Annotated in this window: 22 protein-coding genes and 3 riboswitches; of the genes, 10 read left to right on the top strand and 12 right to left on the bottom strand. The window is 73.4% G+C overall.

Annotated elements, in window-relative coordinates; all coding sequences use genetic code 11:
- Positions 1-208: 208 nt before the first annotated feature.
- Positions 209-312: riboswitch (glycine riboswitch) on the top strand.
- 1 nt (position 313) lies between these two features.
- Positions 314-446, top strand: a riboswitch (glycine riboswitch).
- 102 nt (positions 447-548) lie between these two features.
- Complete coding sequence (gene gcvP, locus ACZ6Y7_RS23500; protein ID WP_465759876.1) at positions 549-3449, top strand: aminomethyl-transferring glycine dehydrogenase; 2901 nt, start codon at positions 549-551, stop codon at positions 3447-3449.
- A 188-nt stretch (positions 3450-3637) separates the two neighbouring features.
- Here gcvP and ACZ6Y7_RS23495 read toward each other — a convergent pair whose 3' ends face one another.
- Complete coding sequence (locus ACZ6Y7_RS23495) at positions 3638-3829, bottom strand: DUF5999 family protein (protein ID WP_030256473.1); 192 nt, start codon at positions 3827-3829, stop codon at positions 3638-3640.
- A 413-nt stretch (positions 3830-4242) separates the two neighbouring features.
- Positions 4243-4815 carry a hypothetical protein gene (locus ACZ6Y7_RS23490; protein ID WP_465759875.1) on the bottom strand — a complete coding sequence of 191 codons (573 nt, stop codon included), beginning with the start codon at positions 4813-4815 and terminating at the stop codon, positions 4243-4245.
- 379 nt (positions 4816-5194) lie between these two features.
- On the opposite strand from ACZ6Y7_RS23490, the gene ACZ6Y7_RS23485 reads away from it, so the two are divergent.
- Together ACZ6Y7_RS23485 and ACZ6Y7_RS23480 are read left to right on the top strand one after the other, a co-directional pair.
- Complete coding sequence (locus tag ACZ6Y7_RS23485) at positions 5195-6697, top strand: glutamate-cysteine ligase family protein (RefSeq protein WP_465759874.1); 1503 nt, start codon at positions 5195-5197, stop codon at positions 6695-6697.
- A 115-nt stretch (positions 6698-6812) separates the two neighbouring features.
- Positions 6813-7601, top strand: a complete 789-nt coding sequence (locus tag ACZ6Y7_RS23480; protein WP_465759873.1) for a CPBP family intramembrane glutamic endopeptidase — start codon at positions 6813-6815, stop codon at positions 7599-7601.
- Here ACZ6Y7_RS23480 and ACZ6Y7_RS23475 read toward each other — a convergent pair.
- The 6 genes from ACZ6Y7_RS23475 to ACZ6Y7_RS23450 form a co-directional block, all read right to left on the bottom strand.
- The gene (locus ACZ6Y7_RS23475) at positions 7579-8115 is read right to left on the bottom strand and encodes an HAD domain-containing protein (protein WP_465759872.1); all 537 of its coding nucleotides are present in this window, start codon (positions 8113-8115) and stop codon (positions 7579-7581) included. The genes ACZ6Y7_RS23480 and ACZ6Y7_RS23475 overlap by 23 nt on opposite strands.
- A gap of 99 nt (positions 8116-8214) precedes the next feature.
- Complete coding sequence (locus ACZ6Y7_RS23470) at positions 8215-9483, bottom strand: MFS transporter (protein ID WP_465759871.1); 1269 nt, start codon at positions 9481-9483, stop codon at positions 8215-8217.
- Between the two features lie 65 nt (positions 9484-9548).
- Entirely contained in the window at positions 9549-10250 is a 702-nt protein-coding gene (locus ACZ6Y7_RS23465) for a dienelactone hydrolase family protein (protein ID WP_465759870.1), read from the bottom strand.
- A 57-nt stretch (positions 10251-10307) separates the two neighbouring features.
- A complete protein-coding gene (locus ACZ6Y7_RS23460; RefSeq protein ID WP_465759869.1) occupies positions 10308-11720 on the bottom strand; it encodes a sugar porter family MFS transporter in 1413 nt (470 codons plus the stop codon).
- Between the two features lie 215 nt (positions 11721-11935).
- Positions 11936-12595 carry an FMN-binding negative transcriptional regulator gene (locus ACZ6Y7_RS23455; RefSeq protein WP_465759868.1) on the bottom strand — a complete coding sequence of 220 codons (660 nt, stop codon included), beginning with the start codon at positions 12593-12595 and terminating at the stop codon, positions 11936-11938.
- 13 nt (positions 12596-12608) lie between these two features.
- A complete protein-coding gene (locus tag ACZ6Y7_RS23450; protein WP_465759867.1) occupies positions 12609-13280 on the bottom strand; it encodes a pyridoxamine 5'-phosphate oxidase family protein in 672 nt (223 codons plus the stop codon).
- A gap of 34 nt (positions 13281-13314) precedes the next feature.
- On the opposite strand from ACZ6Y7_RS23450, the gene ACZ6Y7_RS23445 reads away from it, so the two are divergent.
- Positions 13315-14652: an aminotransferase class I/II-fold pyridoxal phosphate-dependent enzyme gene (locus ACZ6Y7_RS23445; RefSeq protein ID WP_465759866.1), complete on the top strand. Its 1338-nt coding sequence runs from the start codon at positions 13315-13317 to the stop codon at positions 14650-14652.
- A 301-nt stretch (positions 14653-14953) separates the two neighbouring features.
- Complete coding sequence (locus ACZ6Y7_RS23440; RefSeq protein ID WP_465759865.1) at positions 14954-16147, top strand: GDSL-type esterase/lipase family protein; 1194 nt, start codon at positions 14954-14956, stop codon at positions 16145-16147.
- A gap of 184 nt (positions 16148-16331) precedes the next feature.
- Here ACZ6Y7_RS23440 and ACZ6Y7_RS23435 read toward each other — a convergent pair whose 3' ends face one another.
- Complete coding sequence (locus ACZ6Y7_RS23435) at positions 16332-17690, bottom strand: NAD(P)/FAD-dependent oxidoreductase (protein ID WP_465759864.1); 1359 nt, start codon at positions 17688-17690, stop codon at positions 16332-16334.
- Positions 17691-17915: 225 nt separating this feature from the next.
- Between ACZ6Y7_RS23435 and ACZ6Y7_RS23430 the strand changes: the two genes are divergently transcribed.
- The 4 genes from ACZ6Y7_RS23430 (at position 17916) to purB (ending at position 21216) form a co-directional block, all read left to right on the top strand.
- Positions 17916-18671, top strand: a complete 756-nt coding sequence (locus tag ACZ6Y7_RS23430) for a HipA family kinase (RefSeq protein ID WP_465759863.1) — start codon at positions 17916-17918, stop codon at positions 18669-18671.
- The gene (locus ACZ6Y7_RS23425) at positions 18668-19084 is read left to right on the top strand and encodes a DUF3037 domain-containing protein (protein WP_465759862.1); all 417 of its coding nucleotides are present in this window, start codon (positions 18668-18670) and stop codon (positions 19082-19084) included. Before ACZ6Y7_RS23430 ends, ACZ6Y7_RS23425 begins: the two co-directional genes overlap by 4 nt.
- 173 nt (positions 19085-19257) lie before the next feature.
- Positions 19258-19713: a MarR family winged helix-turn-helix transcriptional regulator gene (locus tag ACZ6Y7_RS23420; protein ID WP_465759861.1), complete on the top strand. Its 456-nt coding sequence runs from the start codon at positions 19258-19260 to the stop codon at positions 19711-19713.
- 72 nt (positions 19714-19785) lie between these two features.
- A complete protein-coding gene (gene purB / locus ACZ6Y7_RS23415) occupies positions 19786-21216 on the top strand; it encodes an adenylosuccinate lyase (protein WP_465759860.1) in 1431 nt (476 codons plus the stop codon).
- Between the two features lie 41 nt (positions 21217-21257).
- On the opposite strand, the gene ACZ6Y7_RS23410 is transcribed toward purB, so the two are convergent.
- Positions 21258-22712: an MFS transporter gene (locus tag ACZ6Y7_RS23410; protein ID WP_465759899.1), complete on the bottom strand. Its 1455-nt coding sequence runs from the start codon at positions 22710-22712 to the stop codon at positions 21258-21260.
- Between the two features lie 396 nt (positions 22713-23108).
- Positions 23109-23289, top strand: a riboswitch (cyclic di-AMP (ydaO/yuaA leader).
- Between the two features lie 2 nt (positions 23290-23291).
- Here ACZ6Y7_RS23410 and ACZ6Y7_RS23405 point away from each other — a divergent pair.
- On the top strand, positions 23292-24245 hold the full coding sequence (locus tag ACZ6Y7_RS23405; protein ID WP_465759859.1) for a M23 family metallopeptidase: 954 nt from the start codon (positions 23292-23294) through the stop codon (positions 24243-24245).
- Between the two features lie 663 nt (positions 24246-24908).
- On the opposite strand, the gene ACZ6Y7_RS23400 is transcribed toward ACZ6Y7_RS23405, so the two are convergent.
- Positions 24909-25628: a DUF2470 domain-containing protein gene (locus tag ACZ6Y7_RS23400; RefSeq protein ID WP_465759858.1), complete on the bottom strand. Its 720-nt coding sequence runs from the start codon at positions 25626-25628 to the stop codon at positions 24909-24911.
- Between the two features lie 194 nt (positions 25629-25822).
- Entirely contained in the window at positions 25823-26251 is a 429-nt protein-coding gene (locus tag ACZ6Y7_RS23395) for a RidA family protein (RefSeq protein WP_465759857.1), read from the bottom strand.
- Positions 26252-26259 lie beyond the last annotated feature (8 nt).

Genomic DNA, 26259 nt, shown 5'->3' with positions numbered 1-26259 from the left:
TGAGCCTGCGGAACTCCCGCAGGGTCGGCGGCCGGAGCACCCGTCCTGTCCGCCAGTTCCCCACCAAATGCCATGAATCGGACGTGCGCGACCGGGGTGCGCCGGACGGGCTGCGCGCTGGGCTGTCCGGGGGACGCGCGTAGACCCGGGGTGACCGGAAGCACCCGTGATCGGAAGGCCGCCCGCTGGTACCCTGGGCGGCGACCGCAGAGCCCGCTCGGGAGAGTCTCCGACCGCGAAAACCGCTGGTCGGGGCGCCGAAGGAGCAACTCCTCCCCGGAATCTCTCAGGCATCCGTACCGTGTGGGGTAGGTCACTCTGGAAAGCAGGGCAGGAGTCTCGGCACGGAAGCCGGCGATCACCACCCTCACCGACGGTGCAAGCCGACGGAGCGCCCACAGCGCGCCGTGCGGGCGAAGCTCTCAGGTCCCGATGACAGAGGGGGAGGCCTGTCGGGTCCGCCCGCCGTGGCTGAGTCGCTGTCCGCAGCGGAAGGCCGGTCGGCGTGCGTACCCCCGCCGGTCCGTGACCAGGAGGCCTCGACCACCATGAACGCCCAGCCGAACGCGGGACGCCCCACCGGCGCCTCGACCCTCACCGAGCTTGAGCTGGCCAGTCCCTTCGAGAACCGCCACATCGGCCCCGACGCCGCCGCGCAGGAGAAGATGCTGGCGTCCGTCGGCTACGGCTCGCTGGACGAACTCGCCGCGACCGCCGTGCCCGAGGCGATCCGCTCCATCACCGGCCTGGACCTGCCGGCCGGCCGGACCGAGGCCCAGGTCCTCGCCGAGCTGCGCGAGCTGGCCGGCCGCAACCAGGTGCTCCAGCCGATGATCGGCCTGGGCTACTACGGCACCTTCACGCCGCCGGTGATCCTGCGCAACGTCATGGAGAACCCGGCCTGGTACACCGCGTACACCCCGTATCAGCCGGAGATCTCGCAGGGCCGCCTGGAGGCGCTGCTCAACTTCCAGACCCTGGTCTCCGACCTGACCGGCCTGCCGACCTCCGGCTCCTCGCTGCTCGACGAGGGCACCGCGGCCGCCGAGGCGATGGCGCTGGCCCGCCGCGTCACCAAGGTCAAGGGCGGCGTCTTCCTGGTCGACGCCGAGACCCTCCCGCAGACCATCGCGGTGATCAACACCCGTGCGGTGCCGACCGGTGTCGAGGTCGTCGTCGCCGACCTGTCCGAGGGCATTCCGGCCGAGGTCGCCGAGCGCGGCGTCTTCGGCGTGCTGCTGCAGTACCCGGGCGCCACCGGTGTGGTCCGCGACCTCGCCCCGGTCATCGAGCAGGCGCACGGCCTCGGCGCGATCGTCGCCGTCGCCGCCGACCTGCTGGCGCTGACCCTGCTCAAGTCCCCCGGCTCGCTGGGCGCCGACATCGCCTGCGGCACCTCGCAGCGCTTCGGCGTGCCGATGGGCTTCGGCGGCCCGCACGCCGGCTACCTCGCGGTGCGCGCCGAGTACGCCCGCTCGCTCCCCGGCCGTCTGGTCGGCGTCTCCGTCGACACCGAGGGCAACCGGGCCTACCGCCTGGCCCTGCAGACCCGTGAGCAGCACATCCGCCGCGAGAAGGCCACCAGCAACATCTGCACCGCCCAGGTGCTGCTGGCCGTGATGGCCTCGATGTACGCCGTGTACCACGGTCCGGACGGCCTGGCCGACATCGCTCGCCGCACCCACCACTACGCCGCCGCCCTCGCCGAGGGCCTGCGGGCCGGCGGCGTCGAGCTGCTGCACGACGAGTTCTTCGACACCGTCACCGCCCTGGTGCCGGGCCGCGCCGCCGAGATCGCCGCCGCCGCCCGCGCCCACGGCATCAACGTCCACCAGGACGGCGCGGACCGGATCTCCGTCTCCACCGACGAGACCACCACCCGCGAGCACCTGGCCGGCGTCTGGGCCGCGTTCGGCGTCGAGGCGGCCGAGGTCGCCGAGACCGCCGATGCGCTGCCCGCGGCGCTGCTGCGCGAGGACGAGTACCTGACCCACCCGGTCTTCCACAGCCACCGCTCCGAGACCGCCATGCTGCGCTACCTGCGCCGCCTGTCGGACCGGGACTACGCGCTGGACCGCGGCATGATCCCGCTGGGCTCCTGCACCATGAAGCTCAACGCGACCACCGAGATGGAGGCCGTGACCTGGCCGGAGTTCGGCCAGCTGCACCCCTTCGCGCCGATCGACCAGGCCCAGGGCTACCTGACGCTGATCCGCCAGCTGGAGCAGCAGCTCGTCGAGGTGACCGGCTACGACGCCGTGTCGATCCAGCCGAACGCGGGCTCGCAGGGCGAGCTGGCCGGCCTCCTGGCCGTCCGCGCCTACCACCACGCCAACGGCGACACCCAGCGCGACGTCTGCCTGATCCCGTCCTCGGCGCACGGCACCAACGCCGCCTCCGCGGTGATGGCCGGCATGCGCGTCGTCGTGGTGAAGACGCTGGTCGACGGCGACGTGGACGTCGAGGACCTGAAGGCCAAGATCGAGCAGCACCGCGACAGCCTGTCGGTGCTGATGGTCACCTACCCGTCGACCCACGGCGTGTACGAGACCCAGATCACCGAGATCTGCGCCCTGGTGCACGAGGCCGGCGGCCAGGTGTACGTGGACGGCGCCAACCTGAACGCCCTGGTCGGCCTCGCCAAGCCGGGCAAGTTCGGCGCGGACGTCTCGCACCTGAACCTGCACAAGACCTTCTGCATCCCGCACGGCGGCGGCGGCCCGGGCGTCGGCCCGGTCGCGGTGCGCGCCCACCTGGCGCCGTACCTGCCGAACCACCCGCTGCAGGCGGAGGCCGGCCCGGCCACCGGCGTCGGCCCGATCTCGGCCGCGCCGTGGGGTTCGGCGGCGATCCTGCCGATCTCCTGGGCGTACGTCCGGCTGATGGGCGGCGAGGGCCTCAAGCACGCGACCCAGGTCGCGGTGCTGAACGCCAACTACATCGCCAAGCGCCTGGCGCCGCACTTCCCGGTGCTCTACACCGGTCCGGGCGGGCTGGTCGCGCACGAGTGCATCATCGACCTGCGTCCGCTGACCAAGGAGACGGGCGTGACGGTGGACGACATCGCCAAGCGCCTGATCGACTACGGCTTCCACGCGCCGACGATGTCCTTCCCGGTGGCCGGCACGCTGATGATCGAGCCGACCGAGTCCGAGGACCTGCACGAGATCGACCGGTTCTGCGACACGATGATCGCGATCCGGGCCGAGATCGACAAGGTCGGCTCGGGCGAGTGGGCGGCCGAGGACAACCCGCTGCGCAACGCCCCGCACACCGCCGCCGCGCTGGCCGGCGACTGGGCGCACGGCTACTCGCGGCAGGAGGCCGTCTTCCCGGCGGGCGTGAACCCGGCGGACAAGTACTGGCCGCCGGTGAGCCGGATCGACGGCGCGTACGGCGACCGCAACCTGGTCTGCTCGTGCCCGCCGCTGGACGAGTACGGCGTCTGACGGACCCGCTCGTCGGGTAGTCGGGTCGTCGGTCGTCAGGTAGTTCGGGCGAGGGGCTGGGCCCCGGCGGAACGTTCCGCCGGGGCCCAGCCCCTCGTTCGTCTCGTGCTCGCCGCGGCGGCTGCCCCCGCCGGACGGCGGACCGTGCGATCGGGCCGCACGGTCCGCCGTCCGGCCCGACCGTGCGGTCAGGCCGCGTGGGCGACGGGGCGGCGCGGGGCGATGACCCGGCCGTCGGGCAGCAGCTCTCCGGTGTCCTCGAACAGGACGACGCCGTTGCAGAGCAGGCTCCAGCCCTGCTCCGGGTGGCAGGCCACCGAGACGGCCGCCTCGCGGTCCTCGGACTCGGCCGACGGGCACTCAGGACGGTGCTGGCACATACGCGTACCCTCGCTTCGCTCTGCGATCCTCCCCGTGGTGCGGTCGCCGGAGGTCGTGCCCTCCGGGGCCGCCGCGGTAGTCGGATCCTGTCCGCACGCCGACCAGGTGTTGACCGGCGCTCAAGTGGGTAGGACAGGTGGTCCTTCCACGCTGGTTCCCAGTGTCGGCATCTGCGGACGTGCTCGCAGGGATTTCGTGACATGCGCCACAACTCCCGGGAAGAGATCACCCGTTCAGGTGGGGCCGGGGGGAAATCGCGCACCGGTGGGTCAGGCGGAGGATGGCCCGATCGGGCCATGGCGGGTGCTTCGTCCAGGTGGTCGCCGTTCGGGTGACGTGCGCCGGTGCCGAGCGTGCGGGCACGACGGAGGGCCGCCGGGCGGGTGGTCCGGCGGCCCGTGCGGCGGGCGGTTCAGGAGGTGCCGAGCAGCAGGGGCCGGGCCAGCGGGGCGCGGGCGAGCAGCGGGAGCAGCTCGGCGGCCGGGTAGGCGCGGTGGGCGGTGACGCCGAGCGGGGCCGGGGCGAGCGGGATCAGCAGGTCGGCGGCCGGGCCGGTGTCGGGGCTGTGCAGCCAGAGGGCCGTCGCGTACTGGCCGGGGAAGGTCAGCAGGCGGGGCTGCTGGCGGATCCGGGAGGCCTGGGCGAGCTGCCAGGCCTCCCGCAGCGCCCGGACCGTCGAGCCCAGGTAGGGGCCGGCGGTGAAGTGGGAGAAGGTGTGCCCCTCGGCGCTTTGCACCACTTCGGCCGCGGCGGCGACGTCGGCGCCGTCCTTGATCAGGAAGCGCCAGCCGGTACGGCGGGCGGCGGGGAGTTCGGGCCGCGGGCCGTCCAGGACGTGCACCGCGAGCGGATGGGCGGGGACCAGTGGGCCGGCCGGATGACGCAGCGCTGCGGCGGCGGGCTGACGCAGCGCGGTCTCCGAGTCGAGCGCGCCCAGGACGGCGCGCAGGGCGCTCGGTGGGGGCTGGGGGGTCTGCAAAGTCATGGCGGGGACCGCCTCTCCAAGCGAGATCGGCGTGCGAGTGCGGCATACCGGCATGGCTGGCGCGTCTTCGCTGACGGGGCCCGGCCGTGTCCGGTTGTGCAGGATCGCGGTGCCGGCGTGGCCGTCGCCGTCGACGAGGGGTTCGGGGCGGGAACGGACCGGCCGGAGCGCTGTGCGAATTCCATCGAACAGATGCGCAGGGTGATCTGTTTATCACAGGCGGTGGCGCCGAGCAAGTCTGCACATGGCCTGAATTGCCGTCAGATGCCTTGCAATGCAAGCCAGTACAAGCATTCGGGTATCGATCTTCGAGGTGGGCATGATGCTTGCACGGTCGGTCGGCCGGTGGCTCAACGGGGTGTCTCAGGAGGAGGGGACCGTGGGCGAGAAGGTCGTCGCGACTCGGGCGGATCTGGCGGACCGGCAGCTGTACCGGCGCAAGCTCCAGGCCTGTCAGGAGGCGCTCGGGCGGATGCTGCGGGAGGAGCGCTTCGACCGGCCGCGGGCGGTGATGGGCCTGGAGATCGAGCTCAACCTCGCCGACGAGCAGGGCCTGCCGGCCATGAACAACGCCCGGGTGCTGAGCGAGATCGGCTCCAGCGACTTCCAGACCGAGCTGGGCAAGTTCAACATCGAGGTCAACATCACGCCGCACCGGCTGTGCGGGCACGTCTTCGAGGAACTGCGCGAGGAGATCGACACCGGGCTGCGCTACGCCGACCGGCGGGCCGCCGAGGCCGGGGCGCGGATCGTCATGGTGGGCATCCTGCCGACCCTGGAACACGCCCACACCGGGCTGGACGCGATGAGCCACAACCAGCGGTACAGCCTGCTCAGCGACCAGATCCTGGCCGCGCGCGGGGAGGAGATCGCGCTCGACATCGAAGGCGTCGAGCACCTCCAGCTGGAGTCCATCACCATGGTCGCCGAGGCCGCCGCGACCTCGCTGCAGCTGCACCTCCAAGTGACCCCGGAGCGCTTCTCCTCGGTGTGGAACGCCGCCCAGGCGCTCTGCGGGCCGCAGCTCGCGCTGGGCGCGAACTCCCCGTTCCTGTTCGGACGGGAGCTGTGGCGGGAGACCCGGCCGGTGCTGTTCCAGCAGGCCTGCGACACCCGTTCGGCTGAGCTCAAGGCGCAGGGCGTGCGCCCCATCACCTGGTTCGGCGAGCGCTGGGTGGACTCGGTCTACGACCTGTTCGAGGAGAACCTGCGGTACTTCCCCGCGCTGCTGCCGATCTGCGACGACGAGGACCCGCTGAAGGTGCTCGCCTCCGGCGGCGCGCCCAAGCTCGCCGAGATGCGGCTGCACAACGGCACCATCTACCGCTGGAACCGGCCGATCTACGACGTCGCGGGCGGGGTGGCGCACCTGCGGGTGGAGAACCGGGCGCTGCCGGCCGGGCCGACGGTCGCCGACACCCTGGCCAACGCCGCCTTCTACTACGGGCTGGTGCGGGTGCTCGCCGAGCAGCCCCGGCCGGTCTGGACCCGGCTGCCGTTCGAGCGGGCGGACGAGAACTTCCGGCAGGGCGCCCGGTACGGCATCGACGCGGTGTTCCAGTGGCCGCGCCCCGGCCGCGCCGGGCGCGGCGGGCTGCAGACGATCTCCGCGGTCGACCTGGTGCTGGGCGAACTGCTGCCCTTGGCCTACCAGGGCCTCGACGCATGGGGCGTGGAGCCCGCCGACCGGGACCGCTACCTGGGCATCATCGAGCAGCGCTGCCTGCGCCGCACCAACGGCGCGTCCTGGCAGAGCGCGACCTTCCACCGGCTGCGCGAGCAGTACCGGATGGACCGTCCGGCCGCGCTCGCGGCGATGACCCGGCGCTACGCCGAGCACATGCGCGGCGGGGAGCCGGTGCACACCTGGCCGGTCGGGTAGGACCGGGACGGGGCGCCGCGGACCTGGCCGGCGGGCCGAACGGGACGCTGTGTCAGGATGATCGCTCCGGCGGTCGGCCGACGGCCGGAGCGACCGTCCGTCCGCTGGAGCCCCCGTGACCACCGTCCCGACCGCGCCGGAGACCGAGCAGCCCACCCGGCGGCTGCTCGGGGCGGAGCTGCTGATCGTCCTCGGCCTCTCGCTCGGGGCCAGCGGGATCAGCGCGCTGATCAGCTTCGCGGGCTCGCTCACCGAGCCGATCAAGCTCGGCCAGCAGGTCGCCACGCTGAACGGTTCGCGCGCGCCGGGGCGGCCCTGGCTGGACCTGGTGTGGCAGCTGTACTACATCGGGCGCGGCCTGATGCCCGTGGTGCTGGTCGGCTACCTGCTGGTGCGCGAGGGCGTCACGCTGCGGGTGCTGGGCTTCGACCTCGGGCAGAAGCTGCGCGACCTCGGCCGGGGGGCCGCCGTCGCGGCCGCGATCGGCGGATCGGGGCTGGCGCTGTACCTGGCCTCGCAGGCGGCCGGGTACAACCTGACGGTGGCGCCCTCGGGCTTGCCGGACGTCTGGTGGCGGGTGCCGGTGCTGGTGCTGTCGGCCTGGCAGAACGCCGTCCTCGAAGAGGTCGTCGTTCTCGGCTACCTGCTGCGGCGGGTGGGGCAGTGGGGGTGGTCCTGGCCGGCCGCGGTGGTGGCCAGTTCGGTGCTGCGCGGTTCCTACCACCTCTACCAGGGCGTCGGCGGGCTGGTCGGCAACATGGTGATGGGGGCGGTGTTCTGCCTGCTGTACCGGCGTTGGGGGCGGGTGATGCCGCTGGTGGTGGCGCACGCGCTGATCGACACGGTCGCCTTCGTCGGGTACGCGCTGCTCGCCGGGCACGTCAGCTGGCTGCCGACCCCCTGAGCGCCCTGCCTATGAGGGCGTGGGCGCGTGGCGGGCGGGCCAGCAGCCGGTCCACGTGCCACCGCTCCAGGCCCTGGCCGGGGTCGATCCGCAGCAGCAGGCGGTCGCGTCGACACAGCGACGCGCGCAGTAGCCGGCCGGGGATGACGTCGTCCACCCAGGCGAACGGACGGCCCCCGGCGTAGCGCAGCAGCGGGGCCCACTTCTGGGCGGAGAACAGCTCCATCAGCGGGACGCGCGGATCGCCGGGCTGCGGGACGTAGCCGCTGAGGCGGACCACCGGGAGCGGGTCCAGGCCGAGCGCCGGGGCGACGTGGGTGTTGGCGTGCTCCTCCCAGGTGGTGGCCCAGACGAGTTCGTACGTGCCCGCGAGCTCGCGCAGCCATGCGCCGTGCCGGGCGGAGAGCAGGACGGCGTAACCGAACAGGGTGTGGGTGTCGAACCCGGCGTCCGGATGCGGGCAGACCGGGTTCAGGACGCCGTCGACGTCCAGGAACAGCAGGGGCTTCGGCACCGGTGGCCTCCCAGATCGCTCGCGCTTGCCACCTGTTCGGACGCCTCACCCGCACCTCCGGTTGCCCACCGGTGGGCGCACGCGGGGCGCACGAGGTGCTCACGACGCGGACACGGGCACGGCGGCGGGCTCCGGTGCGTCGGTCGTGCCACGGCGGCCCAGCCGGCGCACCTGGGGGTCCAGCAGGACCGCCGCGCTGAGCACCAGACAGACGACGGCGCAGGTCCACAGCGCCCCGTCGAGGCCGAGCGCCACGGCGGCCGGGCCGGCCACCGCGGTACCGACCGGGGCCAGCGCGTTGGAGCCCAGCTCGTCGTACGCGGAGACCCGGGAGAACACGTCCTCCGGGATCTCCTGCCGCAGCGCGACCATCCAGTTGACGCCGAAGACGGTGACGCCCACGCCGGAGAGGAACATCGCGGCGATCAGCAGCGGCAGCGGTACGGCGGCGGCGAGGGCGAGAGCGGGCACCCCGAACAGGAAGACGCCCCAGTTGCCGGCCAGCAGGATCCGCCGGGGCCGCCAGCGCGCCATCAGCAGGCCGGCGGCCACCAGGCCCACGCCGTACGCGGACATCGCCACGCCCCAGGCGCCCGCGCCGCCGAGCCGCTCCTCGGCGACGGCCGGCCCGTACACCGACTCCACCGCGCCGACGCAGGCGACCAGGACGGAGAACTGCGCCACGACCGCCCAGAGCCAGCGGCGGGAGGCGAACTCCCGCCAGCCCTCGCGCAGGTCCCGCAGCATGCCGCCGCCGGAGGGGACGGGGGCGCGCTCGGGCTCCAGGAGGAAGCGCAGCGCGGCGGCGATCAGGAAGCAGAGGGCGTCCAGGGCGAGCACCCAGCCGGGCCCGAAGGCGGCGGTGAGCGCCCCGCCGAGGGCGGCGCCGCCGATCTGGGAGGCGTTCTGGCCCATCCGGAAGACCGAGAAGGCGCGGGCGGCGTGCTCCTGCGGGACGGCTTGCATGATCATGCCGCCGGAGGCGGGCGAGTAGAGCGCGTAGCCGGCGCCGCCGGCGGCGGAGAGCAGCAGCAGGTGCCAGAGCTGCGCCGCCCCGGTGACGACCAGCGTGGCCAGGACGGCCTGGGAGGCGCCGCTGAACAGGTTGGCGGCGACCATGATCCGGTGCCGCGGCAGGCGGTCGGCGAGCGCGCCGCCGAGCACCAGGAGCAGCACCGTGGGCAGCAGACGGGCGGCGGTGACGTAGCCGACCTCGGTGGTGGTGCCGCCGCTGCCCAGGACGGCGAAAGCGGTGGCGATCGGGGCTCCGGCGTTGCCCAGGCCGCTGATGACGGTGGCGGCGGCCTGGATGCGGAAGTTGCGGCTCGCCCAGGCGAGGCGACGGGGGCGCGGGGGTGGGGTCGGCACCCGGTGACTATGACCGGAGGTCGCACGGGTGTCCATCGGGTTTTCGCGCCCGTCGGCGCGGCCCGTCAGCCGAGGTGGCCCCAGAGGAAGCTGAGGGTGCGGCGCCAGGCGATCCGGGCCTGCAGCGGGTCATGCGTGCCGAGCAGGTTCTCGTCGTTCATGAAGGCGTGGCCGGCCGGGTAGAAGTGGAACTCGGGGCGGACGTCGGTGGCCTCGCCGATCCGGATCGCGGCCTCGTCCACCGCGGCCATCGGGATCGAGCCGTCCAACTCGCCGAAGTGGCCGAGGACGTGGGCGGTCAGGCCGCGGTAGTCGAAGTCCGGGTCCGGCGGGAGGCCGTAGAACGGCACCACGGCGGCCACCCGGTCGCCGGCCCGGGCGGCCAGCAGCAGGGCGAAGCCGCCGCCCATGCAGAAGCCGACCACCCCGACGGCGTCGCCGACCACGCCGTCCAGCGAGAGCAGGTGGTCGACGGCCCCGGCGAGGTCCTCGACGGCCCGCCCGACGGGGAGTTCGCGCTTGAGGCGCGCCGCCTCGGCGCGGTCGTGGGTGGTGGCGCCGCCGAACAGGTCCGGGGCGAGGACGGTGAAGCCCTCGGCGGCGAAGCGGTCGGCCATGGTGGCGATGTGCGAGGTGAGGCCCCACCACTCCTGCACCACCACCAGGCCGGGCCCGGTCCCCTGCGGCGGACGGGCCAGGTACCCGTGCGCGGTACGGCCGTTGCTCGGGAAGGTGACGTTCTGCCGGGAGCCGCCCTGGTCAGGCATGGCTTCCTCTCGGTGGGTCGGGCCGCGTGCGGCGGGGGTACGGTGACGCGGGCGGGATCAGCCCATCTCCTCGAGGGCCCGGCCTTTGGTCTCCTTGATGCAGAAGACCACGAACGGGACGGAGAGCAAGGCGAACGCCGCGTAGATGACGTACGTCGCCGAGAGGTTCCAGTCGGCGAGGTCCGGGAAGCTGACGGTGATCGCCCAGTTGGCGATCCACTGGGCGGAGGCGGCGACGGACAGGGCGAGCGCGCGGATCCGGTTGGGGAACATCTCGCCGAGCAGCACCCAGACGACGACGCCCCAGGAGAAGGCGAAGCAGAGCACGAACACGTGCGCGGCGACCAGGGCGACGGTGGCGTGGGAGGTGTCCAGGGTGGCGGTGTCGCCGGTGCCGTGCCGGTAGGAGAACGCCCAGGCGGCGGTGGACAGCGCGGCCGCCATGCCGATCGAACCGGCCAGGGCGAGCGGCTTGCGGCCGATCCGGTCCACCAGGACCATCGCGATCACCGTGCCGATCACGTTGATGATCGAGGTGGAGAGGCTGATCAGCAGCGAATTGGACTCGTTGATGCCGACCGACTGCCAGAGCAGGGACGAGTAGTAGAAGATCACGTTGATGCCGACGAACTGCTGGAACACCGAGGCGCCGATGCCGACCCAGACGATCGGCAGCAGACCGAAGCGGCCGCCGAGCAGGTCCTTCGGCCGGGGCTTGTGGGCGGACTCCAACACCGCGCGGATCTCCGCCACCCGGGCGTCCAGGTCCACGCCCTCGCCCTCGACCTCGACCAGCACCTTGCGGGCCTGGGCCTCGCGGTGGTCGGCGATCAGGAAACGCGGCGACTCCGGGATGGCGAGCGCCATCAGCCCGTACACCAGGGCCGGGATCGCCTCCACGCCGAGCATCCACTGCCAGGCCTGGATGCCGCCGAGGTGGTTGGTGGACTCGCCGCCGGCGGCCTGGTTGAGCGCCCAGTTGGCGAGCTGGGAGACGGTGATGCCGAGCACGATCGCCATCTGCTGGAAGGAGGCGAGCCGGCCGCGGTAGGCGGTCGGCGCGACCTCGGCGATGTAGGTGGGCGCGATCACGGAGGCGATGCCGATCGCGATGCCTCCGATCACGCGCCAGGCGGCGAGGGTCTCGATGTTCGGCGGGAACATCGAGCCGATGCCGCTGGCCGCGAACAGCGCGGCCGCCAGCAGCATCGTGCGCACCCGGCCGAGGTGGTCGGCGAGCCGGCCGGCGATCACCGCGCCGGCCGCCGAGCCCAGCAGGGCGATGGCCACCACGAACGCGGTCGTGCCGTGGCCCACCGCGAAGTGCTTCTGGATGCCCGTCACCGCGCCGTTGATCACCGCGCTGTCGTAGCCGAACAGGAAGCCGCCCATGGCGGCGGCCGCCGAGATGAACACCACGTGGCCCAGGTGGGCCTCGCCGGACGTCCGTTGGCTGTTGACGGTGGACACGCGCGCTCCCGGGGGTGGACGGGCCCGCCCTGGCGCCGAGTGGGCAGGGCTCGCCTCACATTCGAGCAGGGGCGGGGCCGACCTGCGCGTGGTCAGGGCCGATCGGGTGACGCGGGGTCAGTCTCCGGCGCGCTGTGCCGGGGCCGCGGTGCCGGGCGGCGCGTGCGGTCGGTCCGTCACGGGGCGTCGGTCGGGCGGCGCGTGCGGTCGGTCCGTCACGGGGCGTCGGTCGGCCCGGCGCTGCGCCGCCGGTGACGGCGGAGCAACTGGGTCCGGGCGGCGGCGTACTGGTCGCGGCCGCGCCCGCGGCCGTCCGCGCGCCCGGCGAGGCGCTCGGCGATCGCGTACTGCTGCTCGGCGGGCTTCTTGTCGTCGTACTTGAACTTGGCCCGTACCTCGTCGACGGTGAGCCGGAGCGCGCGCAGGCCGGGCAGCTGCCGGGCCAACCCGCCCTCGCCGGGCACCACGCGGACCTCCGGCGTCTCGGGCTGGAAGTGCGCCAGCTGGCGGTTGAGGATCTCCGCCTTGCCGGCGGCGGACTCCACCACCTCGGCGGTGCAGTGGAAGTGGACCGAGGCGTAGTAGCTGGTGGGCGTGCCCGGTGCGCCGCGCCAGTGCCCGGGGGCGAAGGCGTAGCCGTCGGTCACCGCGAGGGTGACCTTCGGGTCGGCCCGTACGGCGGCCAGCAGCGGGTTGGGCGCGGCGAGGTGGAGCAGGATCTCGCCGTGCTCCGCGTCCAGCAGGAAGTGCGTCGGGACGAGCACCGGGCCCTCGCCAGGGGCGCCGTTGGCGGCGAGCAGGCCGAAGTCGCGGCCCTCGGCCAGCCAGGCGCGCCACTCGTCCTCGTCCCCGCGGTCCCAGGACCTGATCAGCATCGGGGATTCCTCGTCAGCGGGGGTAGCCGCGCAGGTGCGCGGGGAGGGGGACGGCGGTGCCGGGGTGCGGCACGGGGGCGCCGTGCACGGTGGTGACCGGTATGAGGCCGGACCAGTGCGGCAGGTCGGCGTCCTCGGGGTCGTCGGCGGCGTCGTCGTCGCGGGTCTTGGCCGAGACCTCGTCCAGCTCCAGCCGCAGGACGGCGGTGGCGGCGAGCTCCTTGGGGTTGGCCGGGCGCACCTCGGCGGAACGGCCGGGGACCGCGTGGTCGACCAGGGCGGCCAGCGCGATGTCCAGCTCCTCGGGGTCGGTGACCTGGTGCGCCGTGCCGTGGGCGACGACCGAGCGGAAGTTGACGGAGTGGTTGAACGCGGACTTGGTCAGCACCAGCGCGTCGACCTGGGTGACAGTGACGCACACCGGCATGCCCTGCTCGCCCGAGGCGCCGCGCATCGGGCGGCTGCCGGTGGAGCCGTGGACGTAGAGCCGGCTGCCGACCCGGGCGTAGATCGTCGGCAGGACCACCGGGGCGCCGTCGACGACGAAGCCGAGGTGGCAGATGTACGCGCTGTCGAGGATGGCGTGGATCGCGTCGCGCTCCCAGGTGGCCCGGTCCTTGTAGCGGGTGGGGGTGGTCCTGGGGGTGCGGGAGTAGGTCGGCGACCCTTCCGTGGTGTCTGACATGACATCCTCTATGTACTAGTGCATAATTTGCTTTGTGCTAGGAGACTATCCGCTGAAAGGGCGACGCGCCAGCGAAATCGCGGCCCACATCGAACAGGGCGTGAGCAGCGGACGGCTCGCCCCCGGAACCGCGCTGCCCCCGCTGCGCGACCTCGCCGCCGAACTGGGCGTCAACCCCAACACCGTCGCCGCCGCCTACCGGCTGCTGCGCGACCGGGGCGTGATCGAGACGGCCGGCCGCAAGGGCAGCCGGATCCTCCCCCGGCCCGCGCTCACCCCCCGCGACCAGATCCGTATCCCAGTGCCCCCGCACGCCCGGGACCTCTCCACCGGCAACCCCGACCCGGCGCTGCTGCCCGACCTCGGCCCGGCCCTCGCGGCCGCCGCCGAGGCCGCCCGGGCCGAGCCGGTGCTGTACGGGCACGCGGCCGTCGACCCGGAACTGCTCGCCCTCGCCCGCGCCTCCTTCGAGGCCGACGGCCTGCCCGGCGGCCCGGTCGTCGTCGCCTCCGGCTCGCTCGACGCCATCGAACGCATCCTCGGCGCCCGGCTGCGCCCCGGCGACGCGGTGGCCGTCGAGGACCCGGGCTGGGGCAGCCTGTTCGACCTGCTGCCCGCGCTGGGCCTGAGGCACCTGCCCGTCCGACTGGACGACGAGGGCCCGCTGCCGGACGCGCTCGCGGCGGCGCTGGCCGAGGGCGCCAAGGCCGTGGTGGTCACCAGCCGGGCGCAGAACCCGACCGGTGCCGCCGTCGGCGCGCGCCGGGCCGAGGAGCTGAGGGCCGTCCTGGCCGAGCGCCCCGGCGTGCTGCTGATCGAGGACGACCACGGGCACGGCATGGTCGACCAGCCGTACCACCCCCTGGTCGGCGCCGGGTCGCGGCACTGGGCGGTGGTGCGCTCGGCCGCCAAGGCGTACGGGCCGGACCTCCGGGTCTCGGTGGCGGTCGGCGACGCGGAGACCGTCGGGCGGGTGGCCGGGCGGCAGCGGCTCGGCGCCGGCTGGGTCAGCCACCTGCTGCAGCGCACCGTCGCCGAACTGTGGCGCAGCGACGCGGCGCCGGCCGCGCGGGTGGCCGCCGCCTACCGGACCCGGCGGGACGCGCTGCTCTCCGAACTGGCGGCGCGCGGGATCGAGGCGCACGGGGGGAGCGGGCTGAACGTCTGGGTGCCGGTGCCGGACGAGACCTCGGCGCTGGCGGCACTGGTGCAGCGCGGCTGGGTCGCGGCGCCCGGTGCGCGATTCCGGATCCAGTCGCCGCCCGGGCTGCGGTTCACGGTGGCCCGGATGGACGCCTCGCAGGCCAGGGAGTTGGCGGAGGACCTGGCGGCGGTGCTCGGGGCGGGGGAGGGCGGCTCCCGGCTGGTGTGAGGTCCCTGGGGGCTCTGGGCTCGGGGATGGCGGCGACGGTGCGGACCGGGGGCGGGCCGGCAGTGCGGACCCGGGTTGGCTGGACAAGTGTGGCGGCCGTGAACCAGGGGGCGGCATCCCGGCGACGCCTCCCGGGCTGGTCTGAACCCGGCGGTAACGAATCCGGAAACCTGCTGCAGATACCTAGCGGTAACAAGCGGGGGCATGTCATCTTCATCGCGCCACCGGCCGGCGGCCCACCCTCACCTACGCGTCTTCCCGTCCCCATCCCGCGGGGAGACCGAGCCGCAGGAGTTCCGCCGTGCCCGAAAGCAGTTCGAGCATCACCCGCAGCGCGCCTCGACTCGGACGACGGCTGCTCACCGCAGCCTCCGCCCTCCCGCTCGCCCTCGCCGTCGCCACGCCGGCCTCCGCGGCCCCGGCCGCGACGACCGCCGTTCCCTCCGGCCCCACCGCCAGCGTCACGCTCGGCGACAGCTACATCTCCGGCGAGGCCGGTCGTTGGAAGGGCAACTCCGCCGGCACCAGCGGCAGTCGCAACGGCAGCGACCGCGCCTGGACCGGCAGTTCGTACGACCCCTCGCGGGTCTACGGCGCCACCGCCGCCAGCGGCTGCGACCGCTCCGACGTCGCCGAGGTGGTCAGCGCCTCGACCGGGGCCCAGAACGAGATCAACCTGGCCTGTTCCGGCGCCGTCACCGACAACATCTTCCGCGCCTCCAACGGTGGCCAGTCCTTCAAGGGCGAGGCCCCGCAGGCCGACCAACTCGCCACCGTGGCACGGCAGAACAACGTCAAGCTGATCACCCTGTCGATCGGCGGCAACGACCTCGGCTTCTCCGACATCATCTCCACCTGCGTCCAGGACTACCTGATCTGGTACTCCTACTGCCACGACTCCGCGCAGGCCCGGATCGACGACAAGATGCCCGCCGCGATGGCGGGGGTCGGCAAGGCGATCGACGAGATCCGCGCGGTGATGTCGGGTGCCGGCTACGGGCAGTCGGACTACCGCCTGGTGCTGCAGTCCTACCCCTCGCCGATCCCGCGCGCGGCCGAGATGCGGTACCCGGAGAGCGGCTGGACCCGCTCCAACACCGGGGGCTGCCCGTTCTGGGACGGGGACGCCGACTGGGCCCGCGACACGATGGTGCCGCAGATCTCCCAGGCGCTGGCGGGCGTCGCCGCTGCCAAGGGCGCGCAGTTCCTCGACCTGTCGGACATGCTGCAGGGCCGCGAGGTCTGCTCGACGGCCACCAAGCAGCCCACCGCGACCACCGGCCCGTCCGCGACCACCAGCGAGTGGGCGCGCTTCCTGGACGGCGGGCTCAACTCCACCCAGGGCGCGTTGCAGGAGTCGATGCACCCCAACTACTACGGCCAGCAGGCGGTCGGGCGCTGCCTGACGCTCCTCTGGGGCCGGCCGAGCGGCGACTTCGCGTGCCACAACACGGCCGGGCAGGACGCGAGCGGGATGTACCTGACCGCGCGGTGACCGCTCCGGTGGACGAGTACCGGACGGTTTCCGTGAGTTCGTTCTGACCTGTTCCGGCTTCGTACCGAGTTCGTACGGGGAGGCCGTTTCGAGTCCGCACGGGTCCGTTCCGGGTCGGTACGTGAGCAAGCGCTTCGGCGCCCCCGCGGCCTAACCGCGGGGGCGCCGAAGCGGTGTGCGGGGATCAGCCCTTGGCCAGCAGGGATTGAGCGTGCGCCCGGACCTGATCCTTCGTCAGGTAGGCGTCGGTGTACTCGAAGTCCTGCAGCCGGGCGGGCTGACGGGCGAGGAAGCCGGTGCGGACGAAGTCGTCCCCGGCGGTCGCGTTGAGCAGCCAGTTGGCGCCCACCCGGAACTTGGCCGCATTGGTGCGCATCGCCATCAGGTGGTAGCCGCGGGCGACCAGCTGGGCGGGCACCCCGCGCAGCTCCACGCCGACCGGCTTGGAGACCGCGTCCTTGCCGCCGAGGTCCACCACCAGGCCCAAGTCCTTGTGGTAGTAGGGCTCCAGGGGCTGGTTGCGGAGCGAGGCCATCACGTTGTTCGCCACCGCACGGCCCTGCCGGGCGGAGTGCTGGGCGGTCGGCGGGCAGACCGCGCCGTCACCCTTGGCGAGGTCCGGCACGGCGGCGGCGTCACCGAGCGCGAACACGCCCTCGAACTGCGGCACCCGCATCTCCGCCGTCACCGCCAGCCGGCCGCGGACCGTCTCGGCGTCCAGGGTGCCGATCAGCGGGCTCGCCGCCACCCCGGCCGTCCAGATCAGCGTGCGGCAGGGGAGCACCCGGCCGTCGGTGAACTTGACCGATTCGGCGCCGACTTCGGCCACCGAGACGCCCAACGACACCTCGATGCCGCGGCCCCGCAGCACCTCCAGGGCGGCCTCGCCGAGGGGGTCGCCGAGCTCCGGCATCAGCTTCGGGGCGATGTCGATCAGGTGCCACTTGATCTGCCGGGCGTCCAGCCGCGGGTAGCGGTGGGCGGCGGCCGTGGTCAGGCGCTGCAGGCAGGCGGCCGTCTCGGTGCCCGCGTAGCCGCCGCCGACCACCACGAACTGCAGCCGGGACTCGCGCTCCCGCTGGTCCAGGGTGGCCGAGGCGAGGTCGAGTTGGGCGATCACGTGGTCCCGCACGTAGGCCGCCTCGGCGAGCGTCTTCATGCCGCGCGCGTAGTCGGTGAGGCCGGGGATGTCGAAGGTGCGGGTGACGCTGCCGGGGGCCAGCACCAGGTAGTCGTACCGCTGCGCGACCACCTCGTCGGTGATCTTGCGAACGACGCACACCTTGGACGCCGGGTCCACGCCGATGGCACCCCCGGGGACGATGTGGGTGCGGCGCAGCGAGCGGCGCAGGGAGACGGCGACGGACTGGGGGGTGAGGACGCCGGCGGCGACGTGGGGGAGGAGGGGGAGGTAGAGCTGGTAGCTGAACGGCGTGACCAGCGAGATCTCGGCCTCCGAGGGTGACAGCTTGCGTTCGAGGCGGCGGGCGCACTCCAGGCCGGCGAAGCCACCGCCCACGATCAGGATCCGAGGTCGTTCCATCGCTCATCCCTTTGCCGTGAAGGTCCCCATTACTGTCCGCCACACTCGCACGGAGCAGCGGGGGCTGCCACTGGGGCGGGGCGGATGAGGGAGGAGGGGCGTGAGGGTGGGGTGGGGTGGATGTGAGGGGAGAGGAGGAGAGGGGTGGGTGGGAGCAGCGAGGGCTGCCGCCGGGGTGGGGTGAGGAAGGACGAGGAAGGGGAGCGGCACCGATAGGGTGGGGGCGTGCTACCCGAGGTGACGGCGATCCGGTACGTGACGCCACTGCGAGAAGGCGGCTCGATGCCGGGCCTGGTCGAGGCCGACGATCGGCGGCTGTACGCGCTGAAATGGGTCGGTGCGGCGCAGGGGCGCAAGGCGCTGGTCGCGGAGGTGCTGGCCGGGGAGCTGGGCCGACGGCTCGGGCTGCCGGTGCCGGAGCTGGTGACCGTCGACCTGGACCCGGTGCTCGCGCGCAGTGAGCCGGACCACCAGATCCAGGACCAGATGCGGGCGAGCGGCGGGACCAACCTCGGGATGGCCTTCGTCAGCGGCGCGCTCAACTTCGACCCGCTCTGCTTCGAGGTGGATCCCGAACTCGCGGGCCAGGTGCTCTGGTTCGACGCGCTGATCGGCAATGTCGACCGGTCCTGGCGCAACCCCAACCTGCTGGTGGCGACGGGCGGGCTGCGCCTGATCGACCACGGCGCGAGCCTGATCTTCCACCACAACTGGCCGGGCGCCGCCGCCTGGGTGCGCCGCCCGTACGACGCCTCCGACCACGCGCTGCTGCGTGCCCAGCCGGACCTGGCCGCCGCCGACAAGGCGCTCGCGCCGCTCGCGGAGGCGGCGATCGAGGCGGCCGTGGAGCAGATCCCCGAGGTCTGGCTGACGGACGAGTTCGGCTTCGACTCGCCGGACGAGGTGCGCGCCGCGTACCGTGCCCAGCTGACCGAGCGACTGGCCGGTCCGCGTGACTGGCTGCCGGAGGTGCCCGTATGAGCGAGTCGTCGAGGTCCGCGCTGCCGGCCGTCGTCGAGTTGCACGACTACGAGTACGCCGTGATCCGTGCGGTGCCGAGGGTCGAGCGCGGGGAGTGCGTCAACGTCGGGGTGCTGCTGTACTGCCGGCAGAGTTCGCACCTGGCGGCGCGGACCCACCTGGACCAGGCGCGGCTGCTGGCGCTGGACCCGGTGGTGGACGTGCAGGGGGTGCGGCGGGCGCTGCACGGGATCGAGGCGGTCTGCCTGGGCGGTCCGCAGGCCGGGCCGGCGGCGGGGGACAGCCCCGGGCAGCGGTTCCGCTGGCTGACCGCGCCGCGGAGTGCGATCGTCCAGCCGGGGCCGGTGCACACCGGGCTGACCGCGGACCCGGACGCGGAGCTGCGGCGGCTGTTCGACCAGCTGGTGCTGTGAGTCGGGCGCGGGACGTCGGGCGCGGGACGTCGGGCGCGGGACGTCGGGCGCGGGACGTCGGGCGCGGGACGTCGGGAGGGGGAAGCGGCCGGGACGGCGGTGTGAGGTGGCTCGCGGACGGTTGCCCCGGTCAAAGCTTGAGTTGCTGAAGCACCTGGTCGTACCCTGAGCCCATGGGTTCGACAGCGACGACGACCGTACCGACCAACGCCGAGCTGATGGAGGCGTTGGCCGCCGTCGGCGCCGCGTACTTCCAGGACTTCGCGGCGGCCGCCGCCCGCCACGGGCTCTCCTCCTCGCAGGCCAAGGCGCTGGGCGCGGTGCAGGAGCCGGTGCCGATGCGCGCGCTGGCCGGGCGGCTGGGCTGCGACGCGTCGAACGTCACCGGGATCGTGGACCGGCTGGAGTCGCTGGGCCTGGCCAACCGGGAGGCGGCGGCCGGCGACCGCCGGGTGAAGATCGTGGTGATCACGGCCGAGGGCCGGGAGATCCTGAGCCGCATCCGCAGCGAGATGGGCCGCACCCACCAGGCCTTCGAGGCGATGACCGACGAGCAGCGGATCGCCCTGCACTCGATCTGCACGCAGGTCCTTCCGGTGCTGGCCGGCCGTACGGGCGGCGCGCAGTAGCGCCAACACTCTACGGGCGTAGCGCGTTGGCGGCTGCAGAGGGCGTGACCTCGGCTGTTAGTCTTGCGAAGCGTGAGCGCGAAGCCCCAGATCCCCAATGTCCTGGCCTCCCGGTACGCCTCGGCGACCCTGGCCCAGCTGTGGTCCCCCGAGCACAAGGTGGTCCTCGAGCGCCACCTGTGGCTCGCCGTCCTGAAGGCCCAGCAGGACCTCGGTGTCGAGGTTCCGGCGGACGCCGTCGCCGACTACGAGCGGGTGATCGACCAGGTCGACCTCGGCTCGATCGCCGCCCGTGAGCGGGTCACCCGCCACGACGTGAAGGCCCGGATCGAGGAGTTCAGCGAGCTCGCCGGCCACGAGCAGATCCACAAGGGCATGACCTCCCGGGATCTGACCGAGAACGTCGAGCAGCTGCAGATCCGCCAGTCGCTGGAGCACGTGCGCGACCGTACGGTGGCCGTGCTCGTCCGCCTGGCCAAGCTGGCCGCCCAGCACTCCGAGCTGGTGATGGCCGGCCGCTCGCACAACGTGGCCGCGCAGGCCACCACCCTGGGCAAGCGCTTCGCGTCGATCGCCGACGAGCTGCTGGTCGCCTTCCGCCGCCTGGAGGAGCTGATCGCCCGCTACCCGCTGCGCGGGATCAAGGGCCCGGTCGGCACCGCCCAGGACATGCTGGACCTGCTCGGCGGCGACACCGAGAAGCTGGCCGAGCTGGAGCGCCGGGTCGCCGGGCACCTCGGCTTCGACCACGTGCTGACCAGCGTCGGCCAGGTCTACCCGCGCTCGCTGGACTTCGAGGTGCTCACCGCCCTCGTCCAGCTGGCCGCCGCGCCGTCCAGCCTGGCCAAGACCATCCGCCTGATGGCCGGCCACGAGCTGGTCACCGAGGGCTTCAAGGAGGGCCAGGTCGGCTCCTCGGCGATGCCGCACAAGATGAACACCCGCTCCTGCGAGCGCGTCAACGGCCTGGCCGTCATCCTGCGGGGCTACGCCTCGATGACCGGCGAGCTGGCCGGCGACCAGTGGAACGAGGGCGACGTCTCCTGCTCCGTGGTGCGCCGGGTCGCGCTGCCGGACGCCTTCTTCGCCTTCGACGGCCTGCTGGAGACCTTCCTGACCGTCCTCGACGAGTTCGGCGCCTTCCCCGCCGTGATCGAGGCCGAGCTGGACCGCTACCTGCCGTTCCTGGCCACCACCAAGGTGCTGATGGGCGCGGTGCGCGCGGGCGTCGGCCGGGAGACCGGGCACGAGGTCATCAAGGAGCACGCCGTCGCCTCCGCGCTGGCGATGCGCGCGGGCGCCCGGGAGAACGAGCTGCTGGACCGCCTGGCCGCCGACGAGCGGATCCCGCTGGATCGGGCCGCCCTGGACGCGCTGCTGGCCGACCGGCTCTCCTTCACCGGTGCGGCCGGCGCCCAGGTCGCCGAGGTGGTCCGCCAGGTGGAGGCCGTCGCGGCCGCCTACCCGGAGGCCGCCAAGTACGCGCCGGGCGACATCCTCTGAGAGGTCGATCTGCCCTGCGGCGTCCGTGAGGTGACGTCGCGTCAGTTCTCGGGCGGGGGCCCCGCCGCCGGACCGGTGGCGGGGCCCCCGCGCGTCTGGACGTGGCCCGGATCGTACGGCGGCGTGGTGGTGCCGCAGGGCCAGTCGCAGTTCGGCTCGGCGACCGGCTGCTCCTCGGGCGCCAGCACGTTGCCCCGGACGGTGGCGAACGCGATCAGCCCGCCGCCCGCCAGTAGCCCGGCGCAGATCAGCATCGCGGTGTGGAAGGCGGAGTCGACGGCGGACGGCACCCGGTAGGCGTCGCCGCTCAGTCCGGCCAGTGCCGGGAGCGCCGCCACCGCGAGCAGGCCGGCCGCGCGGGCGGCGGCGTTGTTGACCCCGCTGGCGATGCCCGCGTGCCGGACCTCGACCGCGGCCAGCACGGTGGCCGTCAGCGGCGCGACCAGCAGGGTCATCCCGCAGCCCATCACCGTGACGGCGGGCAGCACGTCCGCCCAGTAGGAGGAGCCGGGGCCGGTGCGGAGCATCAGCAGCACCCCGGCCGCGCACAGCATCGGGCCGACGGTGAGCGGGAGGCGCGGACCGATCCGCTTGCCGAGGCGCCCGGCGCGCGCCGACAGCAACAGCATCAGGATGGTGATCGGCACCAGCGCGAACCCGGAGACCAGCGGCGAGAAGCCGCAGACGATCTGCAGCTGCACCACCAGCAGGAAGAACACGCCGCTGAACGCCGCGTACACGCAGAGGGTGACCAGGTTCACGGCGGTGAACAGCCGGGAGGAGAACAGGCCGAGCGGCAGCATCGGTTCGGGCGCGCGGCGCTCGACGGCGACGAAGAGGACCGCGAGCGCCACGCCGATCACCCCGCTGACCCAGACCGCGGGGGACACCCCCTCGCCGGCCGCGGTCAGCGCATAGGTGACCGCGCCCAGGGCGAGCGCGGCGAGCACCGCGCCGAGCACGTCGAAGCGGCCGGTGGCGCTCTCGTCCCGGCTCTCCGGCACGGACCGGGTGGTGACCGCGATCACGGCGGCGGCGAGCGGCAGGTTCAGCAGGAAGATCCAGCGCCAGCCGGGGCCGTCCACCAGCCAGCCGCCGAGGAAGGGGCCGACCGCGGCCGACACCCCGCCGAGGCCGGACCACAGCCCGACCGCGGCCGAGCGGTCGTCAGGGTGGAATACCGCCTGGAGCATGGCGAGCGAGCCGGGGGTGAGCAGCGCCCCGCCGATGCCCTGGACGGCGCGGGCGGCGATCAGCACGTGGATGTTCGGTGCGGCGGCGCAGGCGGCCGAGGCGACGGCGAACCAGATCACCCCGATCAGGAAGACCCGCCGCCGCCCGTAGCGGTCGCCGAGCGCCCCGCCGAGCAGGATCAGGCCCGCCAGGGTCAGCAGATAGGCGTTCAGCGTCCACTGCAGGGAGGCGAGCGAGGCTCCCAGGTCGGCGCCGATCCGGGGCAGGGCGACGTTCACCACGGTGCCGTCGAGCATCGCCATGCTGGAGCCGAGCACGGTTGCCAGTACTACCCAGCGACCCTGCGCGGTGCCCAGGCGCAAGGAGCCGGCTTCGGAGGTGGCCACGGCCCGATCCTGCGGCCTGCGGGGCGCACGTGACAAGGGTCACCGGAGTGCGTGTTGGTGCCGAGCGGTACGTGAGCGGACGGTCGCGCAGCGCCGTCGACGTCGGCGCAGGGTCGTGGATCAGTGGCGCGCGGTGAATGGATTGTGTACACACCGTGCAGTGGATCATTCGGAGGGTCACCGCCCCGGGAGGGGTGGTTGCCGGTTCAAGAGATCGACATTGCTTCACCCGAACGGATGGGTTTTAGTTCAGCGACCGCCCGGCCAGTCCGGACGGATCCACCGGGTGGAACGCCGAGTCCTGCCGCTGCCCGGTGGTTCGAACTGAACTCTGTACGGCAGGAGCGGGGGACCCACAGGTAAGTCGCCGGACCGGAGTTCGCGCCTCAGGGCGCGGGCGTCCAGGACCGGCTAGGGGTGAAGCCGCGCATGCGGCCGGGCAACTCCAGCCCGAACCCGACAGCTCACCTCGCAGGCGTCGGAGAGGAAACTTCCATGCCTGCTCAGGCTCGTCGTATCGCTCTGCCCCGCGCCGCCCGCATCGGCATCGCCACCGCCGTCACCGGCGTCTCCTTCGCCCTTCCGCTCGTCACCGCGATGAGCAGCGCCCAGGCCCACACCGCCCCGGTCGCCCCGGTCGCCGCCTCCTCCGCTGCCGTTGCGGCGGACTCCGCGGCCGAGGCCAAGCCGGCCGCCGCGGCCAAGGTCGCCGAAAGCTACCGCGTCGTCAGCGGCGACACCCTGTCCAAGATCGCCGACGCCAAGAACGTCGAGGGCGGCTGGCACGCGCTGTACGAGCAGAACCGCTCGGTCGTCGGCGCCAACCCGAACCTGATCTTCCCGGGCCAGCAGCTCGCGCTCACCGGCCACGCCGCCGCTCCGGCCGCTCCCGCCAAGCCGGCCGCCCCGGCCGCTCCCGCGAAGCCGCAGGCGCAGGTCCAGGTCAAGACCGAGGCCGCCAAGCCGTCCGCCCCCGTGCAGACCCAGGTTCAGACCGCCGCTCCGGCCCCGGCCGTGACCGCCGCTCCGGTCGCCTCGACCTCCGGCTACGTCGCGCCGCTGGCCCACCCGGTGCTGGGTGAGGCCTATGGCGTGGCCGGCTCGATGTGGGCCTCCGGCCACCACACCGGCCAGGACTTCGTCGCCTCCACCGGCACCCCGCTGCGTGCCGTCGCCAACGGTGTCGTGGTCAAGGCCGGCAACGGCGGCGCCTACGGCAACGAGGTCGAGATCAAGCTTGCCGACGGCCACTACGCCCAGTACGCGCACCTCTCCGTGATCGGCGTGTCGATCGGTCAGACCGTCACCGTCGGCCAGCAGATCGGCCTCTCCGGCGCCACCGGCAACGTGACCGGTCCGCACCTGCACTTCGAGATCCGCACCGGTCCGGAGTACGGCTCGGACATCGACCCGGTCGCCTACCTGCGCGCGCACGGCGTCGCGCTCTGACCCTGCCGGGGTACCAGAACCACCGCTGCTGCGGAGCGAATCGATCCTCCGGGATGGTCATGTCGGGTGACCGCTCGACCGGGTGATCGCCGCACAGTGGACATGGGCGCGGGACACGCCCAGGCCGGCCCGGCTCGTGGGACCAACCTCCCTCGCGAGCCGGGCCGGCCACTGTCGTTTCCGGGCCGGGGCCGGGGCCGGGCCTTAGGGACCTTCGGGCGGGGCGTCGACTCCGGGTGATCGGCGGCTGGTTGTCGCGGGGTCTGGTTGTCGCGCGGTCCAGTTGTCGGGTTGTCCGGTTGTCGGGTTGTCGGGGTGTCGGTTCGTTGCGCGGGGCGGTCGCGGCCTCCGACGCGCTCGTGGGACAGCGGTCCTGGTGGTGCGGAGGCTCTGCTCCTGCGCGGCGGACGGGGACTTCCACGTGCGGGGGCGGCACCAAGAGACGGCGCACTGGCTCGGGGTGCTGGTCGCGCCGCTGGTGGCGGGGTGGCGATGGGCGGGCCGGTGGTGGCGGCCGGGGTGCCGGCGCTCGCGGTGGGGCGGTGGCGGCCCCGGCTGTACCCGCGGAGGGGCGGATCGTGGCGGAGGGCGCGGTGGAACGGTGAGTCCGCCGGGGCCGTCCGGGACCGCGGGCCGTGCGGGACCGCGGGCGGTGCGGGCGGTTCAGTGGTGGTGGGCCGGGAGGCCGTACCGGGCGGCGGACAGCAGCTCGTGCATCCGGCGGCCGAAGTCCTCGGGGTCGCGGGCCGGCTCGGGGAAGACCAGACGGACGTCGCGGTGGCCGTCCGGGTGGTCCAGGCGCAGCACCAGGCCGTGGCGGTCCAGGGCGAGCGGGCGGACGGCCGGGTTGCGGGTGAGCAGGGCCGGGTCGAGCAGCCGGGTGAGGGCGTGGAGCGCGTCGGGGTGCTCGTCGGCGACGTGGGTGAGCATCGCGGCCTCGTGGCGGGCCATCGGGTCGGGGGCGGCGAGGGCGAGGTCGGCGGCGGTGACCGCGCCGGTGCCGTACGGGGTGGCGAGGACGGCGTGGGCGACGTCCACGTGCAGGTGGACGCTGAGGCCGTCGTCGGCGAGGTGGGCCAGGTGCAGTCGGCCGGCCAGGGTGAGGCGGGCGCGGACGCGGTCGCGGACGGCGACGGGGGCGACGTCGGTGACGTCGAGGACGACGGCGAGGCCCTCGGTGGCGCGGGCGAGGGCCGCGGTGAGCGGCGCGTCCAGCGGGGCACGCAGCCGCAGGCGGGAGTGGTGGACGGAGACCGGGGTGTCCAGGTCGTGCTGCTCGCCCAGGGCGCGGACGGTGAGCGAGGAGGTCGTGCCGAGCAGGCTGAGGATCCGTTCGGCGGTGGTGGGCTCGGGGACCTCGGTGTCGCCGGTGGGCAGGCTCATGGACGGACCTCCAGGGAAGTTAGGTGAGCCTAACCTAATGGTGGTGGTGGGGCGTGGCAAGCGGGCGTGCGGCGGCCGGGAACACCGCGGGCGCCGGGGTGTGGGGGTACGGGGTGCGCGGGGAGTCCGGGTGTGCCGAGGGCCCGGACGCGGCCCATCGAGGGGGCGTCCGAGCCCTGGGGGGTGGGGCGGCGTCAGGCGATGACGGCCTGGGCGTCGATCTCGACCAGCATCGGCTCCTGCGGGAGCTCGACGAAGACGGTGGTGCGGCAGGGCTTCACGCCGCCGGGCTTGATGTTCTCCTCGATGAACTCCGCGTAGACCTCGTTCATCAGCGGGAAGTCGGCGCGCTTGGTGAGGTAGACGCGGAACATCACCACGTCCTCGATGGTCGCGCCGCCGGCCTCGACGACGGCCTTGACGTTCTCCAGGGTGCGCCGGGTCTGCGCCCTCACGTCGCCGCGGTGGAGGTACTCGCCGGTCGCCGGGTCCTGCGGGCCCTGGCCGGAGACCTGCAGGATCGGGCCCTTGCGGACGCCCTGGGAGAACACCCAGGCGGGGGCGGGGGCGCCGTCGGTGCGGATCTCGGTCTTGTCGGCGGTCGGGGCGTGCTCGGCGGACATGGCTCTCC

It is taken from the genome of Kitasatospora sp. NPDC053308 (assembly GCF_055585785.1).
This window is presented reverse-complemented; position numbering and strand designations above follow the sequence as displayed.

What these genes read in the sequence shown, in the direction of transcription:
- gcvP (WP_465759876.1), top strand. Translation starts at nt 549, where the DNA reads ATGAACGCCCAGCCGAACGCGGGACGCCCCACCGGCGCCTCGACCCTC.
- ACZ6Y7_RS23495 (WP_030256473.1), bottom strand. Translation starts at nt 3,829, where the DNA reads ATGTGCCAGCACCGTCCTGAGTGCCCGTCGGCCGAGTCCGAGGACCGC.
- ACZ6Y7_RS23490 (WP_465759875.1), bottom strand. Translation starts at nt 4,815, where the DNA reads ATGACTTTGCAGACCCCCCAGCCCCCACCGAGCGCCCTGCGCGCCGTC.
- ACZ6Y7_RS23465 (WP_465759870.1), bottom strand. Translation starts at nt 10,250, where the DNA reads ATGCCTGACCAGGGCGGCTCCCGGCAGAACGTCACCTTCCCGAGCAAC.
- ACZ6Y7_RS23455 (WP_465759868.1), bottom strand. Translation starts at nt 12,595, where the DNA reads ATGCTGATCAGGTCCTGGGACCGCGGGGACGAGGACGAGTGGCGCGCC.
- ACZ6Y7_RS23450 (WP_465759867.1), bottom strand. Translation starts at nt 13,280, where the DNA reads ATGTCAGACACCACGGAAGGGTCGCCGACCTACTCCCGCACCCCCAGG.
- ACZ6Y7_RS23435 (WP_465759864.1), bottom strand. Translation starts at nt 17,690, where the DNA reads ATGGAACGACCTCGGATCCTGATCGTGGGCGGTGGCTTCGCCGGCCTG.
- ACZ6Y7_RS23425 (WP_465759862.1), top strand. Translation starts at nt 18,668, where the DNA reads ATGAGCGAGTCGTCGAGGTCCGCGCTGCCGGCCGTCGTCGAGTTGCAC.
- ACZ6Y7_RS23420 (WP_465759861.1), top strand. Translation starts at nt 19,258, where the DNA reads ATGGGTTCGACAGCGACGACGACCGTACCGACCAACGCCGAGCTGATG.
- ACZ6Y7_RS23410 (WP_465759899.1), bottom strand. Translation starts at nt 22,712, where the DNA reads ATGGCGATGCTCGACGGCACCGTGGTGAACGTCGCCCTGCCCCGGATC.
- ACZ6Y7_RS23405 (WP_465759859.1), top strand. Translation starts at nt 23,292, where the DNA reads ATGCCTGCTCAGGCTCGTCGTATCGCTCTGCCCCGCGCCGCCCGCATC.
- ACZ6Y7_RS23400 (WP_465759858.1), bottom strand. Translation starts at nt 25,628, where the DNA reads ATGAGCCTGCCCACCGGCGACACCGAGGTCCCCGAGCCCACCACCGCC.
- ACZ6Y7_RS23395 (WP_465759857.1), bottom strand. Translation starts at nt 26,251, where the DNA reads ATGTCCGCCGAGCACGCCCCGACCGCCGACAAGACCGAGATCCGCACC.